The sequence below is a fragment of the Lelliottia sp. RWM.1 genome (assembly GCF_016859735.1).
Classification (GTDB): domain Bacteria; phylum Pseudomonadota; class Gammaproteobacteria; order Enterobacterales; family Enterobacteriaceae; genus Enterobacter.
This window is the reverse complement of the sequence record NZ_WLVC01000001.1, coordinates 118,408-135,171: the sequence shown is the minus strand read 5'-3', so window position 1 is coordinate 135,171 and position 16,764 is coordinate 118,408. Positions and strand designations below refer to the sequence as shown.

General features: G+C 50.1%; 17 protein-coding genes and 1 pseudogene. 9 read left to right on the top strand and 9 right to left on the bottom strand.

The features are described 5' to 3' along the window. Nucleotides 1-501: 501 nt before the first annotated feature. From tomB to GF617_RS00635, 4 genes are all read left to right on the top strand, one after another. On the top strand, nt 502-876 hold the full coding sequence (gene tomB / locus GF617_RS00650; RefSeq protein WP_181622492.1) for an Hha toxicity modulator TomB: 375 nt from the start codon (nt 502-504) through the stop codon (nt 874-876). 27 nt (nt 877-903) lie between these two features. Further along, on the top strand, nt 904-1,122 hold the full coding sequence (locus GF617_RS00645) for an HHA domain-containing protein (protein ID WP_181622491.1): 219 nt from the start codon (nt 904-906) through the stop codon (nt 1,120-1,122). 211 nt (nt 1,123-1,333) lie between these two features. Next, nucleotides 1,334-1,885, top strand: a complete 552-nt coding sequence (maa, locus tag GF617_RS00640; protein ID WP_203450843.1) for a maltose O-acetyltransferase — start codon at nt 1,334-1,336, stop codon at nt 1,883-1,885. Between the two features lie 120 nt (nt 1,886-2,005). Further along, nucleotides 2,006-2,473, top strand: coding sequence for a YlaC family protein (locus GF617_RS00635; protein ID WP_203450842.1), 468 nt, complete (start codon nt 2,006-2,008; stop codon nt 2,471-2,473). On the opposite strand, the gene GF617_RS00630 is transcribed toward GF617_RS00635, so the two are convergent. Further along, the gene (locus GF617_RS00630) at nt 2,445-3,905 is read right to left on the bottom strand and encodes a PLP-dependent aminotransferase family protein (RefSeq protein WP_203450841.1); all 1,461 of its coding nucleotides are present in this window, start codon (nt 3,903-3,905) and stop codon (nt 2,445-2,447) included. The genes GF617_RS00635 and GF617_RS00630 overlap by 29 nt on opposite strands. 100 nt (nt 3,906-4,005) lie before the next feature. On the opposite strand from GF617_RS00630, the gene GF617_RS00625 reads away from it, so the two are divergent. After that, the gene (locus tag GF617_RS00625) at nt 4,006-4,716 is read left to right on the top strand and encodes a GNAT family N-acetyltransferase (protein ID WP_203450840.1); all 711 of its coding nucleotides are present in this window, start codon (nt 4,006-4,008) and stop codon (nt 4,714-4,716) included. On the opposite strand, the gene ykgO is transcribed toward GF617_RS00625, so the two are convergent. Together ykgO and GF617_RS00615 are read right to left on the bottom strand one after the other, a co-directional pair. Continuing rightward, nucleotides 4,713-4,853: a type B 50S ribosomal protein L36 gene (ykgO, locus tag GF617_RS00620; protein ID WP_003859006.1), complete on the bottom strand. Its 141-nt coding sequence runs from the start codon at nt 4,851-4,853 to the stop codon at nt 4,713-4,715. The two genes, GF617_RS00625 and ykgO, sit on opposite strands and share 4 nt — an antisense overlap. 2 nt (nt 4,854-4,855) lie before the next feature. Then, nucleotides 4,856-5,116: a type B 50S ribosomal protein L31 gene (locus GF617_RS00615; RefSeq protein ID WP_181622486.1), complete on the bottom strand. Its 261-nt coding sequence runs from the start codon at nt 5,114-5,116 to the stop codon at nt 4,856-4,858. Nucleotides 5,117-5,347: 231 nt separating this feature from the next. Between GF617_RS00615 and GF617_RS00610 the strand changes: the two are divergent. Next, nucleotides 5,348-6,907: pseudogene (locus GF617_RS00610) on the top strand (EAL domain-containing protein). A gap of 10 nt (nt 6,908-6,917) precedes the next feature. Here GF617_RS00610 and GF617_RS00605 read toward each other — a convergent pair. Further along, entirely contained in the window at nt 6,918-7,190 is a 273-nt protein-coding gene (locus GF617_RS00605; protein ID WP_181622484.1) for a metal/formaldehyde-sensitive transcriptional repressor, read from the bottom strand. Nucleotides 7,191-7,346: 156 nt separating this feature from the next. On the opposite strand from GF617_RS00605, the gene GF617_RS00600 reads away from it, so the two are divergent. Beyond that, the gene (locus tag GF617_RS00600) at nt 7,347-8,150 is read left to right on the top strand and encodes a nickel/cobalt efflux protein RcnA (protein WP_203450839.1); all 804 of its coding nucleotides are present in this window, start codon (nt 7,347-7,349) and stop codon (nt 8,148-8,150) included. 45 nt (nt 8,151-8,195) lie between these two features. On the opposite strand, the gene GF617_RS00595 is transcribed toward GF617_RS00600, so the two are convergent. The 3 genes from GF617_RS00595 to GF617_RS00585 all read right to left on the bottom strand — a co-directional run bounded on the left by GF617_RS00595 (nt 8,196) and on the right by GF617_RS00585 (nt 13,146). Then, nucleotides 8,196-11,282: a beta-galactosidase gene (locus GF617_RS00595; RefSeq protein ID WP_203450838.1), complete on the bottom strand. Its 3,087-nt coding sequence runs from the start codon at nt 11,280-11,282 to the stop codon at nt 8,196-8,198. A 103-nt stretch (nt 11,283-11,385) separates the two neighbouring features. Then, complete coding sequence (locus GF617_RS00590) at nt 11,386-12,456, bottom strand: LacI family DNA-binding transcriptional regulator (RefSeq protein WP_203450837.1); 1,071 nt, start codon at nt 12,454-12,456, stop codon at nt 11,386-11,388. 78 nt (nt 12,457-12,534) lie between these two features. Then, nucleotides 12,535-13,146 (bottom strand): YitT family protein, encoded by a 612-nt coding sequence (locus GF617_RS00585; RefSeq protein ID WP_203450836.1) that lies wholly within the window; start codon nt 13,144-13,146, stop codon nt 12,535-12,537. Nucleotides 13,147-13,231: 85 nt separating this feature from the next. On the opposite strand from GF617_RS00585, the gene GF617_RS00580 reads away from it, so the two are divergent. After that, entirely contained in the window at nt 13,232-14,653 is a 1,422-nt protein-coding gene (locus GF617_RS00580) for a PLP-dependent aminotransferase family protein (RefSeq protein ID WP_203450835.1), read from the top strand. A 144-nt stretch (nt 14,654-14,797) separates the two neighbouring features. On the opposite strand, the gene GF617_RS00575 is transcribed toward GF617_RS00580, so the two are convergent. Both GF617_RS00575 and GF617_RS00570 read right to left on the bottom strand, forming a co-directional pair. Continuing rightward, nucleotides 14,798-15,013 carry a hypothetical protein gene (locus GF617_RS00575; RefSeq protein ID WP_014069144.1) on the bottom strand — a complete coding sequence of 72 codons (216 nt, stop codon included), beginning with the start codon at nt 15,011-15,013 and terminating at the stop codon, nt 14,798-14,800. After that, the gene (locus GF617_RS00570; RefSeq protein ID WP_181622478.1) at nt 15,010-15,261 is read right to left on the bottom strand and encodes a hypothetical protein; all 252 of its coding nucleotides are present in this window, start codon (nt 15,259-15,261) and stop codon (nt 15,010-15,012) included. Before GF617_RS00570 ends, GF617_RS00575 begins: the two co-directional genes overlap by 4 nt. 877 nt (nt 15,262-16,138) lie before the next feature. On the opposite strand from GF617_RS00570, the gene GF617_RS00565 reads away from it, so the two are divergent. Further along, entirely contained in the window at nt 16,139-16,312 is a 174-nt protein-coding gene (locus GF617_RS00565) for a hypothetical protein (RefSeq protein WP_177943479.1), read from the top strand. Nucleotides 16,313-16,764 lie beyond the last annotated feature (452 nt).

The following is a 16,764-nucleotide window of genomic DNA, read 5'->3' as shown; positions in this document are numbered from 1 at the left end:
TATAAAAAGGCCGCATTAGCGGCCTTTTTCATTCCACTGTAAAAATCATAAAATACGCTTATTGTCGGTTTATTTATTTTCTGCCATTGTAATAAGACATACCATATTTATCCGTTAACTCAATCGACGAACTTATGGTTTTTTTAATTTCATTTCCCCCCATAAGTTATTAGGAATATTCCTAGTTATTTTGATATGAGACCTGAAGACCTGAATCTACACTTCATTTGAAGGTTATGGCTAACTCAATGAATCGTAAGGACACGGTAAAAAATAAGGGTGGATTAAGATAACATCGCCATACTTTTGACAGATAATTGCGTAACAATTCGCAACGTGGCTTTTTAATTGTAATTTTTCGTAATAGCGCGGTGAAATCTTGATCAGAGTGGCTTATAGTTAGAGATATCAGGAAAACAGCACCCGTTGCGGCTAAGTATGTTGTATCCATCCCGACATTGATGCTCGGTGAGTAAGAAATCACTCAAAAGGGGATGCGCTATGGACGAGTACTCGCCAAAAAGGCATGATATCGCGCAGTTGAAATTTCTCTGCGAAACCTTGTACCATGACTGCCTTGCCAATCTTGATGAAAGCAACCATGGCTGGGTTAATGACCCGACGTCTGCCATCAATTTACAGCTGAATGAGCTGATAGAGCATATAGCAACCTTCGCACTTAATTATAAAATTAAGTACAATGAAGATAATAAACTGATTGAGCAAATTGACGAATACCTGGATGACACTTTTATGTTGTTCAGCAGCTACGGCATTAACGCGCAGGATTTGCAAAAATGGCGTAAATCGGGAAACCGGCTATTCCGCTGTTTCGTCAACGTGAGTAGAGCTAACCCTGTTAGCCTCTCCTGTTAAAATTATTACAATGACTAAGGTGAATTTATGTCTGATAAACCATTAACCAAGATCGATTATTTGATGCGCTTAAGACGTTGTCAGTCAATTGACACGCTCGAACGTGTTATTGAAAAAAATAAATACGAGCTGTCCGATAACGAACTGGCGGTATTTTATTCAGCAGCTGACCACCGTCTTGCCGAGTTAACAATGAATAAGCTTTATGACAAAATCCCTTCTTCTGTGTGGAAATTTGTTCGTTAATCCGTGAGGATTGATTGTAATGGCTGTGCTGCAGTTTCTAAGCTGAATTCACCTTTCGCATTACACTCCCTGTGTGACAGACAGGTCCCCGAGTTAAATGAACCCTTAAGCAACAATGTTGTGACAGTAATCACATCAGCAATTTGGGAACGTTCCCTTTTTGACAGGAGCACTTTACTCTGAGGTCATAAACCGAACCAGTGAGGTTGCCATGAGTGAAGAAAAGCAAAAGATGATTGCAGGTGAACATTACCGCCCCGGTGATGAGACGTTACGGGCAGAGCGTTTACGCGCCCGCCATTTGATTCACCGCTATAACCATACCGCTCCGGACGGTAAAAAAGAACGCCAGCTATTACTGGCTGAACTTCTGGGACAAAGCGAAGGTGCTTATATAGAACCGAGCTTTCGTTGCGATTACGGCTATAACATCTTTCTCGGAAAAGAATTCTACGCTAACTTTGACTGCGTAATGCTTGATGTGTGTCCTATTCATATTGGTGATAACTGTATGCTCGCACCAGGCGTTCATATCTATACCGCCACACATCCCCTGGATGCAGCTGAACGTAATAGCGGCGTTGAGTTTGGCAAACCGGTCACCATCGGGAATAATGTCTGGATTGGCGGACGCGCAGTGATCAACCCTGGCGTTACCATCGGAGATAACGTTGTTGTCGCTTCTGGCGCGGTTGTCACCAAAGATGTGCCATCGGATGTGGTGGTGGGCGGCAATCCGGCTAAGATCATCAAAACACTGTAAAAGATGAGATCAGTAACTGTTATGATCTTTCCACGCGTAACTGTTACTTTTTTCACCCGACCCAGTTTCTTAAAATAGGCAGATCCCCCCTGTATTTTGCAAAATTCATGAAGGCATAAAATGACAGAGATACAGCGCCTGCTCACCGCAACCATCGATGATCTTAACACCCGCGAAAAGCGCGACAATCGCCCGCGCTTTAGCATTAGCTTTATCCGCAAACATCCTGGGCTGTTTGTTGCGATGTACGCCGCCTGGCTTGCAACACTGGTCGTGATGCTGCAATCCGAAACGCTGGTCGACTCCGTCTGGCTACTTGTTGTGCTGTTTGTCGTCTTTAATGCCTTTTTCTTTTTCGACGTGCATCCGCGCTACCGTTACGAAGATATCGACGTACTTGATTTTCGCGTTTGCTATAACGGCGAATGGTATAACACCCGTTATGTGCCATCTGACCTTATCGACAGCATTATGCATTCACCCTCGGTTGACGACGGGCAAAAAGAGAAATTGCAGAAAATGGTGTCAACCAAAGGGGAGTTATCGTTTTACGATGTCTTTACGCTTTCCCGCCCAGTAGCTGCGTAATAATGGCTTGCAATCGCCTTATCCCTGGGGCGAACTGAGAGGCAGAGGTATTACCGTACCCCAATACCAGGCCGGTTTGCCGTTGCTTCTCATCAAAGTAGTACCTGCTCAGTGCAGCGGGTGCGAGTTGAAATGCCTTTGCATGTTGCACAACGGCTTTGTCATCAATTCCTTCGATGGCAACTGTCAAATGCATCCCGCCTTCTCCCGCCAAAACACGATGAGCAATCCTGAGCTCATAGCTGAGAATCTCACGCAGTTGCCGATAGCGTTTACGATACAACCGACGCATAGCAGCAAGATGCCGCGCATAGTGCCCCTCTTCAATAAACAGCGCCAGCGTCCGCTGTTCAGCCCTGTGCCCTCCGCGAAGCAGTGAGCCAATGGCCGGCTGTACGGCCTTCGCCAGCGCGGGCGGGAATACCATGAAACCGATGCGCAGTGACGGAAACAACGTTTTGCTGAATGTCCCCAGATAAACCACCGGCGCATTCTTTATCATCCCCAGCATGGCGGGAACCGGCTCACCGCTGTAACGAAATTCACTGTCGTAGTCATCTTCAATTATCCAGGCTTTATTCTGCTGGGCTACCTCCAGTAATCCCAGCCTCCGGCGAGCGCTGAGTACGCTTCCATACGGAAACTGGTGGGATGGAGAAGTAAAAATAAGTGCCGGAGATGCCACATTTTTCTCGTCCCAGCACATTCCCTCATCATCAACAGGCATTCCCAGCATCGTCAGGCCGGATTGCGAAAAAGCACTTTTAGCGCCGGCATAACCTGGGTCTTCAATCCAGGCAACATCCCCTGGCTCACTCAGCAGTTGAGTACACAGTTTCACCCCCTCCAGCGCACCTTCCGTAATCACGATCTGGCTGGCATCACAGTCGATGCCGCGTGATAGCGCCAGATGACGAGCAATAGCTTCACGTAATGTGTATTCCCCTGCGGGGTCACCATAGCCTAACAATGCGCTTCCCTCCTCCCGCAGAACGCGATCGTACAAACGCCGCCAGAGCGGCAAAGGGAAATAGTTGATGGCAGGCGTGCCTGGCGTGAAGGCCGGAACGGGTGTTCCACGTGGGGTCGGTGCTGGCAGTGTCGCCACCCGTTTTGCCAGTGTCACCACAGGCTCCAGTAAATTCTGCGCGATGTTTTGATGCGCCAACTGCGCTACCCGTGTGCCCTGTCGACTGCGTAATAAATATCCCTCAAGCGTGAGTTGCTCCAGGGCTGCATTCACGGTGTTGCGGGAGAGAGATAACTGCTGTGCAAGTACGCGTGATCCCGGTAATCGGCAGTCTGCCTGCAACCGTCCATGCAGAATGGCTTCTCGCAGAGCAAGATAGAGTGCACGCTGGCGAGTCTCTTCGCCGCGGTTTTGTAGCGCGCTGCCAATCAATGCAAAAAGCGCATCACCGGGTATGTTCATGCTTTCCTCCGTGGTACTACAAAAACATACCTTAGTGGTTCTTTTTAAGGAACCACTTCTTCCCTACTCTGAAATTCTTCACACCATCACGGAAATTAACATGAACACATTCAATCAGTTTGGTCAGCCCGTAGGGAAAGCACTTAACGACTGGCAGACACGACCACACCCTTCTCGTGTGGAACTCGATGGTCATTATTGTCGCCTTGAGCCATTGCGCGTGGAACATGCTGAAGCGCTGTTTTCGGCCTACCAACAGGCAGAAGATACGCGAAGCTGGACATGGTTGTTACGTGAACCCGATACCACAGTCAGTGAATTCACGAAATGGGTCGAAAGCGTTTGCCACTTATCCGACCCCATTCATTTTGCCGTGATCGACAATCAGACTGACTCCCCGGTGGGGTCACTCGCATTGATGCGTATCGATCCTAAAAACGGGGTTGTTGAGGTTGGCCATGTGCATTTTTCGACGTTACTGAGCCGGACGCCAATGTCGACAGAGGCACAATATCTGCTGATGCGATATGTGTTCGAAACATTGGGTTACCGTCGCTATGAATGGAAATGCAATAGCCTGAACGAGCCTTCGCGTCGCGCAGCGCTGCGTCTGGGCTTTCAGTATGAAGGGCGTTTTCGTCAGGCACTGGTCATTAAAGGGCATAACCGGGATACCGACTGGTTTTCAATCATTGATAGCGAGTGGCAAACATTAGAATATGCCTTTCAGAACTGGCTTGCCCCCGACAATTTTACCGCCGACGGCAAGCAGATAAGATCCCTGGAAAGTTGGCGTGAAGTAATTAATTAACGTCTTTTCTTGCGTCCCTGCACCGCTTTAAAACGCGGGTTAGATTTACAAATGACGTACAGGCGTCCCTTGCGTTTGACTATCTGGCAATCCGGGTGACGCTGTTTTGCACTGCGCAGTGAGTTAAGAACCTGCATGGTTAGCTCCGTTTCGCGTTAATAAAGCCACCAAAACGCTGGCGGAAACGTGCAGCACTGCCTTCTGTCGAGAAGGTTTTCTGCTTACCGGTATAGTACGGATGTGATTTTGACGACACTTCAATGGTGATATACGGATACGTCTCACCATCGAGTTCGATCTCCCGGTCGGTCTTAATGGTTGAGCCGACTTTAAAGTATTCATTTGCACTGGTGTCATGGAAGACAACCGTGCGATAGGCTGGGTGGATATCAGGTTTCATCGCAGACTCTTTGTGTTTTGTTATAACATAACAAAATAATATCTGAGTCATCCGGCAAAAACAACCCCCGCTAACTGGAGTGCGTGCTGGCGTTTTTTCTTATTCACCGTAACCGGAATCAGATCAACGCGTGCCACATGCTATAACTGTATCATTCCACAATTAAATATTTTGACTCCGGCGAGTTGACTCCGTGCCCTGGAGCAGGCATTTGAGAAAGGAAACAGTGGCATGAGAACCCGACATTTAGTCAGCCTGATTACCGGAATATTGATCTTTGCAGTACTAATACCGATTTGTCTCAGTGTGTGGTTAGCGCATCGCCAGGCGGAAGAAAAATTTATTGATGCGCTAGATAACTATTCATCTCGTGTGTTGATCCGCACCGACAGAGTTGTTCAGCAGGCAAAAGAGGCACTGGCGCAATTACAGGCTTACAAGGCCATTCCTTGTAGTCATGATCATTTGCGGGAAATGCGCCGGGTAGCGTTCTCATGGCGTTATGTCTAGGAAGTTATCTATGTCGACAACCTGAAACCTGTTTGTTCTTCGCTGGAACAAACCAGCCATGCCCCCCCTTTTCCGCCAGCAATGCGCATCACCAAAGATGGCTACAGCGCCTGGCTTACCCCGCAAAATGATATCGGCTTTAATCACTATATGACCGCACTGGGCCGGGGGCATTACCTGGTCATGATTGATCCCGCGTCTCTGGTAGACGTGATACCATTTGGCGCACTGCCTGTTGATGCAGCCCTGATTGGTCACACCAATAATCTCGTTTTCGCCAGCAGTACAGCGCTTGATCCGAATGTCCTCAATCTCCTGAAAAACAGGGACGTCTCGCGTCTGCAATATAACGGCTCAATGTATATTACAAGGTCCGTTCCCGACCTGGGCTTTACCGTAGTCGCCTGGGCAACATTACAACCTCTGGATAAAGACTGGCATCAGCAACTTCTCTTCTGGCTTCCGTTTGGCACACTGATCAGCCTGCTTGCTGCGATCTTTGTATTGAGGATATTGCGCCACATACAGTCTCCGCGTAACCGCCTGCTCGATGCGATTAACAACCGTGATATCGTCGTGCATTATCAGCCAATCCTGGCCCTGAACAGTGGGAGAGTGGTAGGGGCAGAAGCTTTGGCGCGTTGGCCACAGCCAGATGGCAGTAACTTGTCACCCGATATTTTTGTGCCACTGGCAGAACAGTCGGGGTTAACGTCACAACTCACCCAGTTGGTGATTGAAAAAGTCTTTGAGGATATGGGTAACTGGTTGCATCTTCATCCTGAGCACCATATTTCCATTAACCTTTCGCCAGACGATCTGACTTCCGGCAAGCTTCCCCCACTACTGAGCCAACTGCTGAATCGCTGGCAAATCTCTCCTCAGCAAATCGCGCTGGAATTAACGGAACGGGGTTTTGCCGATCCCAAAGTCAGTGCGCCAGCGATTGCCGCGTTTCGTCGTTCAGGCCACGCCATTTACATCGACGATTTCGGTACGGGTTATTCCAGCCTGAGTTATCTTCAGGATTTAGATGTCGACACGCTGAAGATTGATAAATCCTTTGTAGATGCGCTGGAGTACAAGAATGTGACCCCGCATATTATCGAAATGGCGAAATCACTGAATCTGGCGATGGTTGCTGAGGGGATTGAAACAGAAGGCCAGCTCACCTGGCTGCGCCGTCATGGTGTGCAGTACGGACAAGGCTGGTTTTTCAGCAAGGCGCTGCCAAAAGTAGAATTCATTCTGTGGGCCGAACACAACCTCGATCCAGAGTAAGGTTTGCGCCTTACTTGAGATAGGATTTGATCACCTGCAATACCACGCCAAGATCGGCTTCGCGCTGATCTTCTTCGGGTTCTTTTACCACATGATCGGTTAAATGCCCTTCGATCACCTGCATCATCATCCCGTTAACCGCACCGCGGATCGCCGCCAGTTGCTGCAGTACATCCGCACACTCATGATCGCTATTGAGCATTTTTTCAAGCGCAGTGCTCTGCCCCTGAATTTTCTTCAGCCGAGTCAATAACATCTTCTTGTGGCGAACCGTATGTGACATCTCAGTATTCCTCTTATTTTTGCTTCTGAAGCATACCATGCTCTACTCCCCCTGAGTATTTTTCTACTGGGGGGTAGTATTAAACTACTGGGGGGTAGTATTAAACTACTGGGGGGGAGTAGTATCGATGCACTTTTTCCTTCCCTGGAACGTCCAATGACCGATTTCACTTCTCTCCTGCAACAAGGCAACGCATGGCTGTTTGTGCCCAGCGCAATCCTGCTCGGCGCACTACATGGCCTTGAGCCTGGCCATTCAAAAACCATGATGGCAGCGTTTATCGTGGCTATTCGCGGCACGCTCAGGCAAGCGATCCTTCTCGGGCTGGCAGCCACCTTTTCTCACACCGCAGTGGTGTGGATCATTGCCATGGCGGGTTTGTGGTTTGGTCGGGGATGGGATGCAAACACCTCTGAACCCTGGTTCCAGCTTATATCCGGGGTGTTGATTATTGTGATCGCCCTATGGATGGCATGGCGGACCTGGAAAGAGAGCCAACCACACGATCATCATGAACATGACCATGATCACCACCATGATCACCAGCACGATCATGCACACCCACTCGTCGAAGAAGAGTGGCAGGACGCCCACCAGCGCGCGCATGCTCAGGACATTAACCACCGATTCAGCGGACAAAACGTAACAACCGGGCAGATCGCCATGTTCGGCCTGACCGGAGGACTTATCCCCTGCCCGGCATCCATCACGGTATTGCTGATCTGCCTGCAACTGAAACACTTCGCACTCGGCGCAACACTGGTGTTCAGCTTCAGTATCGGGCTGGCATTAACGTTGGTTGCCTCCGGCGCGATTGCCGCACTGAGCCTCAAACATGCAACGAAACGCTGGCCAGGGTTCAGTGAGTTTTCGCGAAAAGCACCGTGGATCTCCGTTGCGTTAATCACGCTGGTAGGAATTTATATGAGCTTGCACGGTTTGACAGGAATTACACGTTAATCAGTGCGGCCACCTGCGTGGCCGCCTCTGTTACAGGAAAGGAATTTAATTCTGCGACCAACTGAATGCATAGCGTAGCTGCCGGGTCTGCAGGATAAATTCTGGCGACACACTCGGGCTCCAGGAATCATCCCCGCCCACGCCCATATGGAACGCATCAAGATTGAGCCAACAACCCGGCTCTTCGCGCAGCAAATGGCGGTGAGTGGTATCACGCAACTGCTGTTGGCTATAGCGGCTCAGGGAGAAATGGAAATGCCCCTGCAACTGATGAGCACCAAACGCAAGCTCCCGGGTATCGCAGCGCAGGCCGTTTTCCGTTGGGAAGATGTACGGAGTATGCATCGCCTCCAGCGGTAACGTCCATCGCCCCTGCTGGGCTGCAAGTTTTCTGTCCGGATAGTTTTCATGCGGCCCTAAACCAAGCCAGTGCACAGCATCTGGCACTTGCGCGAGCTGACAGCTTAAGCCAATACGCGCTGGCTCCGGGATATCTGAAGCAATCTCAACCTGTACCTCTCCATGCAATACGCCATTGCTGTCAACCCGCCAGGCTTTACGGCTCAGAAACAGCACCCTACCCTGGTGTTCCCAGGCATGCAGTGTCGTCACAACCACTTCACTGGCATGTTGCTCCCCTTCGCACAACAGCATCCGTGAGGACACATCATACATTCCAGCCGCTTTCCAGCGTTCAACCCACGCATTCGGGTCGATGCGTGTCGACTCACTTACGCCGATATCATTATCCAGTGGCGCACGCGTGAGGTTATCCGTCAGCGGCGAGAGTAGCGTTTCAGCGCCATCCTTCCACCATTGCACCAGGTTTCCTGACGCACGATCGAACTGCCAGCGCTGATTCTGATGGCTGATCTCCAGAGTATGATCATGCCCGGCCAGCACCGGCGCGATGCCAGCAGATACCACAGGAGCAACAAATAACGGTGCTGGAAGTGGCCATTGATCCCATGCGCAGCGATGGTTTACGGATGACCACGGTGTCGCCTGCGGCTGGAGTATCTCCACATTGAGCCAAATCTCTCCAGGTTCTGCTGTCAGCTCTGGCGCAGCAATCTCAAGACGTTGCCTGTCTTGCGGCGCAATTGAGAGCGCGACATTTCCGCTTGCCAGTAACGTTCCGTCCCGCGAAATCGACCAGTTGAGATGCTCATTGTCAGTATGACGGAACAGAAAATCACTCTGAACGTCAATGACCAGCGGCGACGTGCTCACCAGCGCGAAGGTAAAGAATTGCTGAGCGCGCTGTGCCTCGAATAAAGCCGGATGCGGAGTTCGATCGGGGAAAACCAGCCCATTCAGGCAAAACTGGCGGTCGTTCGGTTTATCGCCAAAATCACCGCCATACGCCCAAAATGTATTGCCATTTTCATCTTTCTTCGTCAGCGCCTGATCCACCCAGTCCCAGACAAACCCACCCTGCAAACGGGGATGGCTACGAAATGCATCCCAGTACTTCGCGAACCCGCCAAAGCTGTTGCCCATAGCATGAGCGTATTCACATAAAATCAGCGGTCGCGTCTCATCAGGCAAACCAATCCATTTCTTAATTGACCATTTTGGTACTGCCGGGAACGGCTGGTCCTGATCGACACGGGCGTACATCGGGCAAACAATATCAGTGGCTGCGGTATTTGCCCCGCCACCTTCATACTGTACAGGCCGGGTCGGGTCGGTCGTTTTCAGCCAGCGATAAAGGGCATCGTGGTTCGCACCGTGGCCAGATTCATTCCCTAGTGACCAGATGATAATGGAGGGATGATTGCGGTCGCGTTGCACCATACGGGTAACGCGCTCACTCATGGCAGGCAACCAACGAGGGTCGTCCGCCAGACGGCTCATTGGAACCATACCGTGAGTCTCGATATTGGCCTCATCCACGACATACACCCCATAGCGATCGCACAGGGTGTACCACAGAGGATGGTTCGGATAATGCGAACAACGCACAGCGTTAAAGTTATGCTGCTTCATCAGTTCAATATCGCGGCGCATTGTGACTTCATCCATCACCTGTCCATTTTCAGGATGATGCTCATGACGGTTCACTCCCCGGATCAGTAACGGCTTACCATTGAGCTTCAGCAAGCCATTACGGATCTCCACACGCCGGAATCCCACATCGCAAGCTTCATATTCCAGTACGCAACCCTGCTCGTTGATTAGCGCGATTGTCAGCCGGTACAAAGCGGGCGTTTCGGCACTCCACAATTCGGGCGCAGTAACCGGCATTGATACCGTTAAGCGCTCGGCCCAGCGACCACGCTCATCGATAATGACCGATCCCGGCCGCTCACTGGCACTGGCGCATTTCTCACCGTTACGCCACAAAGTCAGTGCCACCTCGCATCCGGCATAATCAGAGCCCGCAAGCGCCACATCAACCTTCAGCGTCGCACGATCCAGCTCAGCATTCAGTTCTGTTACAACGTGATAATCCGTAATTTGTGTCTCAGGTTTATGCAGCAGCGTCACATCACGGAATATACCGCTCATGCGCCACATATCCTGATCTTCAAGATAGCTGCCGTCACACCAGCGCAATACCATGATGGCCAGGCGGTTCTGGCCCGGCCGTAGCACCGCACTAAGATCAAACTCGGCAGGCAGGCGACTGTCCTGGGAATATCCCATCCACTGACCGTTACACCACAGATAAAAAGCAGAGTTCACCCCGTCAAACACAATACGGGTTTGCCCACTCTCCAGCCACGAATCGTCCATCTCAAATGTGAGCGAGTAACAACCCGTTGGATTTTCTGCCGGAACATACGGTGGGTTCACAGCAATTGGATAAGTGACGTTGGTATAGATTGGGGTATCAAAACCCTGCATCTGCCAGTTCGACGGGACAGGCATAGGGATCGCGTCGGAGCAATCCTCTTCAGTCCATGCCTGCGGAACGTGCTCTGGTGCAGAAAAGAAGCTGAAAAGCCAGTCCCCGTTAAGCGACCGCCTGCTTTGCGAAGGTACATCCTCTCTTGCGGACGCTTCATCGCGCCAGCTGTGAAATGGTGCATGGGCGGCCAGACGATTCCATTGTGTCACACCGGGATTTTCCCAGTCCCGACGGGCTAACAGTGTGCTGAGGATCAGCGGGGGAGTGGCAGACATTTCAACCTCTTTGCGAAGCGCTCACAATTTAAATCAACATGCCCTGGCAAAACCTTGTGGTAAAGCGTCTGATTACCGCGAAGCGAGTCAGATCACAAAAGTATTATTCTTGCGCCAACTGTTCCGCCAGCAATGCCAGCGCTCTCAACTGCCGGGCAAGATCCTCACGGTCAGCCTGACGGGGAATATGGCGTGCACTGGAATGTCGTGTAATCAGGGTAACGGGAAGCTGCTTCTGCCAGAGTTCACCGGCGCTTACAGGGGCTAACAGCCACTCAACACTTTGCTCGCCAGCCTCACGAAATGCCTGCCGAATCGTTGTGAGAGGGGGCGTAAACCAGGCGCTGTCCGCCGTGTCATCAAAACCGACAATTGATATCTGCCCAGGTATTGCAATCCCCTTTTCCGCGCAGGCCCGCATCACACCCAGTGCCATTTGGTCGTTCGCGACCAGAATGGCATCTGGCTGCACTGCACCCGATAAAATCTGATGACCTTTTTCATACCCGGACGCGGCGCTCCAGTCGCCTTTCACTACCGCGACAGGCTCAAGTCCAGCCTGGGCGAGTGTCTCCTGCCACCCCGCCAACCGCGCACGGGCGGACACCGAACTTTCAGGCCCACAGAGTAACGCAATACGCTGATGCCCCAGAGAGAGCAAATGCTCCGCCCCCAGTGCTGCGCCTTGTTCCGCGCTGAAAACCAGACTGTGCACCTGTGCACCAGGAGAAACGTCCAGGAACAAGATCGGAACAGGTGATGCCAGCGCCTGCAACTGCTCTGCATGCGCATCGTCAAGTGGAACATTCACCAGCAACGCCTCAACACGCTGGGCAAGCAGCTCCTGCAAAGCAGCCTGACACTGCCAGGCATTCTCCACCATGGAGATTAATACGCTCGCCCCTTTTTCTACCGCGCGGGATTTAACCGCAGAGACGATTTGCGAAGGGGCATGCAAGGCCAGATCGGTTGCCATCAACCCCAGCGTTCGGGTGCGTTTTCCTGCCAGCTGTTGTGCACCACGGTTAGGAACATAGTGCAGTTCCGCCATCGCTTTCTGCACCTTTTCCCGTGTACGAGCAGAGACATGCTCCGCATCGTTAATCACGCGCGAAACGGTCTGGTAAGAGACCCCCGCGAGGAGGGCTACGTCATAAAGAGTGATAGCTTTCATGCTTTCGGGCATCGCAAAGGGGGATTTCCCTTATTCTGGCACAGACAGCATACGAATACATGTGAGCGCTTCGCGGAATTAAACAACACGCTCAGGCTCTGGAACGTCAATGACCTGCGGTTTTTGACGAAACCACGGTAAGCAGAGCTGAATTAGCGGCCCGATAGTCAGCGCATACAACACAGTCCCTACTCCGAATGTTCCGCCCAGAACACAGCCGATCAGCAACACAGAGACCTCAATTGCTGTGCGTACACTTCGTACCGACCACCCCATTCGCGCATGAATACCCGTCATCAGGCCATCTCGCGGGCCCGCGCCAAACCCAGCCCCGATATACATCCCCGTCGCAATAGCATTCACCATTACAGCCGATATCAACAGCGCAATACGTACCGGTAAGGAAGTGAGTTCAGGGATCAGCGCCAGCGAGGCATCCGCAGCCAACCCCAGCACAATCACGTTACTGATCGTCCCAAGCCCTGGACGCTGACGCAGCGGGATCCAGAACAGAAGGACCACTGCCCCGGTCAAAATCATGACCGTGCCAATATCCATGGCCAGCAGTTTCGCTACCCCCAGATGAAACACATTCCACGGATCGGCCCCCAGATCCGCCCGAACGAACATGGCGGTCGAAAGGCCATAGAGCACCAACCCGATGTAAAGCTGTAATAAGCGACGTAGCATTTTTTATTCTCCTGTTATCCAGGCTTTCATCTTCGGTGAAAATGGTCTTATGATTAATGTCCAGTTTCTAAATAGTGGACTGCATATGTCATCACGTCGTTTTGGTAGTCAGTCATTGGTTCGTTTATTAGGTCACTGGCAGCAAACGCCATCCCGAACGCCACTCTGGCGTCAACTGGCAGATGCGGTACGTCTGTTAATTCTTGACGGCAGACTGGCACTTGATACGCGCTTGCCTGGAGAGCGGGAACTGGCTTCAGCTCTGGACCTGAGCCGGACCACCATCAGCACGGCTCTGACTCACCTGCGTGAAGAAGGGTATCTGGAGAGCCGCCACGGCAGCGGGTCACGCGTGATACTGCCCGATGCCCGTGCCGTCCCAACACTCTCAGCAGCCAGCGCGGCACTGGATCTCTCTACTGCCGCGCTCAACGCCGGGCCTGAAATTCACCAGGCGTATACTCATGCCCTGACGGCAATCACGCCGCATCTTTCCCTGACCGGGTACGACCAACTGGGTTTGCTCGCGCTGCGTGAAGCGATTGCCGCACGTTATACCGCACGCGGGCTTCCCACCAGGGCAGATGAAGTCATGGTAGTGAATGGCGCAGTGAGTGGTTTTGCACTGGTTTTGCGAATGATGACCGGCCCCGGCGATCGCGTCGTCGTCGATCATCCAACCTATCCATTGGCGATTGCCGCCATTCAGGGGGCGCTATGTCGCCCAGTGGGGGTCGCACTTCCCGAGACGGGCTGGGACACAGATGGTTTTGCCGCAACGCTCGCACAAACCGCACCGCGTCTGGCCTATCTGATGCCAGATTTCCATAACCCCACGGGACGTTGTATGGAGAGTGAGACCCGTAAAACAATAGCCGACATCGCCGCTCAAACCCGTACCACGCTGGTGGTGGATGAAACCATGGTCGATCTCTGGTTTGATTCCCCACCGCCACCGCCACTGGCATCGTTCAATCCCGAAGCTACCGTCATCACGTTAGGTTCCGCAGGGAAAAGCTTCTGGGGCGGGCTGCGTCTTGGCTGGATCCGCGCTTCATCAAGAACCATTGCCACGCTGGCTCAAACGCGCGACACCCTCGATCTTGGCTCTCCTCTTCTGGAACAACTGGCAACACGCTGGCTTATCGAGAATAGCCACGATTTTCTGCCCGCGCGCCGGAACATGCTGAGTGAACGCCGTCACCGTTGCAGTGAGCTTTTGCATGAACATTTCCCGGAATGGGCGTTCAGGGAGCCGGAAGGTGGACTGTCGTTCTGGGTTGAATTGCCCGGAATGGTGGCAACACAGCTTGCGGCCAGGGCTGAGACGCTGGGGATCAATCTTGGCACAGGCACTCGTTTTGGTTTGTCGGGGGCGTTTGACCGCTATTTACGCATGCCCTTTTCACTGGAGCCCGATGAGCTTGAAAGGGCACTGATGAGAATCAAACCCTTATGGGCCGCGCTAAATAAAAACACACCGGCAGTAAAAAAGAGTCTGGTGTAATGGGCAGGAGATTAAAAATCAGAAGCTGCAATATTAATTACTTGCATAATGATTGTGATAAAAATCACATATAATTTCGCGAAAAAAAACAATAAAAACTGCTGACTGTAATGCATGCAGTCAGCAGTTTTCACAGGTCAGTGCTTAGTGCTGAGGAGGTATGGGAAAACCCTTAAGTGAAATAACGAAATTTTCACCTTCTTTCTTTATTTTTGCACCGGTATCACACCAGTCAGACGCAATACGAAAGAACTCATCACTTCCTACATTCCAGCCAAGACGTACATGTTTCACATAGCCCGAACGAAGCAGATCGCAGGCCTCTTTGTAGTCGTTGGCGGTCGACAGTTGTTGTTTCATTTTCTCTTCTTCAGAAGTTTACGTAGAGCTTTGATTTCTTTAGGAGTAAAAGGAGTTACGCTCTCTTCTTCCGTATGCTGATTATCAATATCCTCTTCCGATACTCCCGCCTCTTCTACTGTTTCAAATGCCAACAGCAGCAATTTCTCGGTGGTTACGCTTAAATTCTCATTATTCACTTCTGCGTAATGGCGAAGTCTTTCTTTTAGCGCTTCATCAATTTTAACGTTTAATACCGCAGTAACCATGATCGTCACATCCCTTCGGAATAAGTTCTTTATTTAATACACGAAGTTAACATTGTAATCCAGATATATATTTTTTACTTATAACAAGGAGAAAATGCCCAATAATAAAATGCCAGTCTATTATTACAGGTTTATGACAAAAATATTTCATCTGGATGAATGATATATTACATATCACGCTTATTACCTTTTGATTACTGTGGAATAAGGTCGTTGGCGTAGAGAGGTACAGGTCGTACGAAGCGTAGGAAACGTCAAGGAGAGCACAAATGGGTGGGGGCCCTGCCATCAGCCAGTAGTACTGAATTGTGTTGGGTTATCATGAGATTACGTTTTGGTGCAACAAACGTAATGTAGCACCCTGAAAAATGTTGTCCAGTATTGGATCAGTACTGATAGCGTGAAGGGCATCGTATCTCTTCTGAAGGGCATTGCTGTGTTCAATCGGGACAGTAGACTTCAGGAGTCTTTACAGGGCCATGAAATAGGGTTCAGTACTGCATTATGAAGGGCACTGTGCATGACGCAGAATGGAACAACGCGGGGGCAAGGGATGCAGTACTGTGACTGCGGTTAGGGGCCTTGTAGAAATGCTCCAAATGATAATCCTCTCAGCAGTCTATGCCAAACAAAGCTCAAAATTTATCCTTATACCATTGGCATAGTTTTGCTTGTAATCTTGTATCAGAGCAAAAAGCAAGAAAAATGGCACTTTCGTGAAAATTTTTTAAAAAGAGTGGTACAATTTAAACATCCTTATATAAGTAATTTTCAATAAATATTAGGTAGGAAGAAAGGTGAAAGTTTTTTCTAACTGTAACTATCACGAATGATTCTCTTATGCCTAATCCATAATATTAACACCAAAAGGAACTTAATGATGTCAATCGCTGAACTAATAAGTCGCATCATCGAACAAGAAATTGCTGCTGGAGCAATTTACATAGAAAACCATCCTGTTTTTGGGACTGTACTATTCGCAGATCAGGCAACCTATGATCATGCAATGGCAAACATACACAAAACAAAATCAAATCAACATAGAAACTAAAAATCATTTCAGTATTTTTTCTCTCTATAGCACAAATATTTTTGTACATTACCCTCCCTTTGGCATAAGAAATCAACTTAATTACAATGCCTTACACCAACCCTTCATTTTCATAAAAAAGCAAAGAGACAATTGTCATAATGTTCAAGGTGAAAAAATGAAGCTAAAATGAATCCAAGGGTATAATAAAAGCATCACAGCAATGTGATCTTTTTTTATGCCGAATTTACCCAAAAAAGTAATCCAATATGAAAGAAAATAAACAAAAGAAAACTACTGTCGTAACTGTCAGGCTGAGTACTTCACAGGTTGAAGAACTTGCACGACTTATCAGTACTAAAGAATTGAAACCTGGTCCTGGTGCGGCAATACAGTACTTAATAAATCAGAGCATGATTTTAAACTAAGTGCTGAAAATAAAAAAGCCTGAAGTACATGGAGTACTCAGGCTC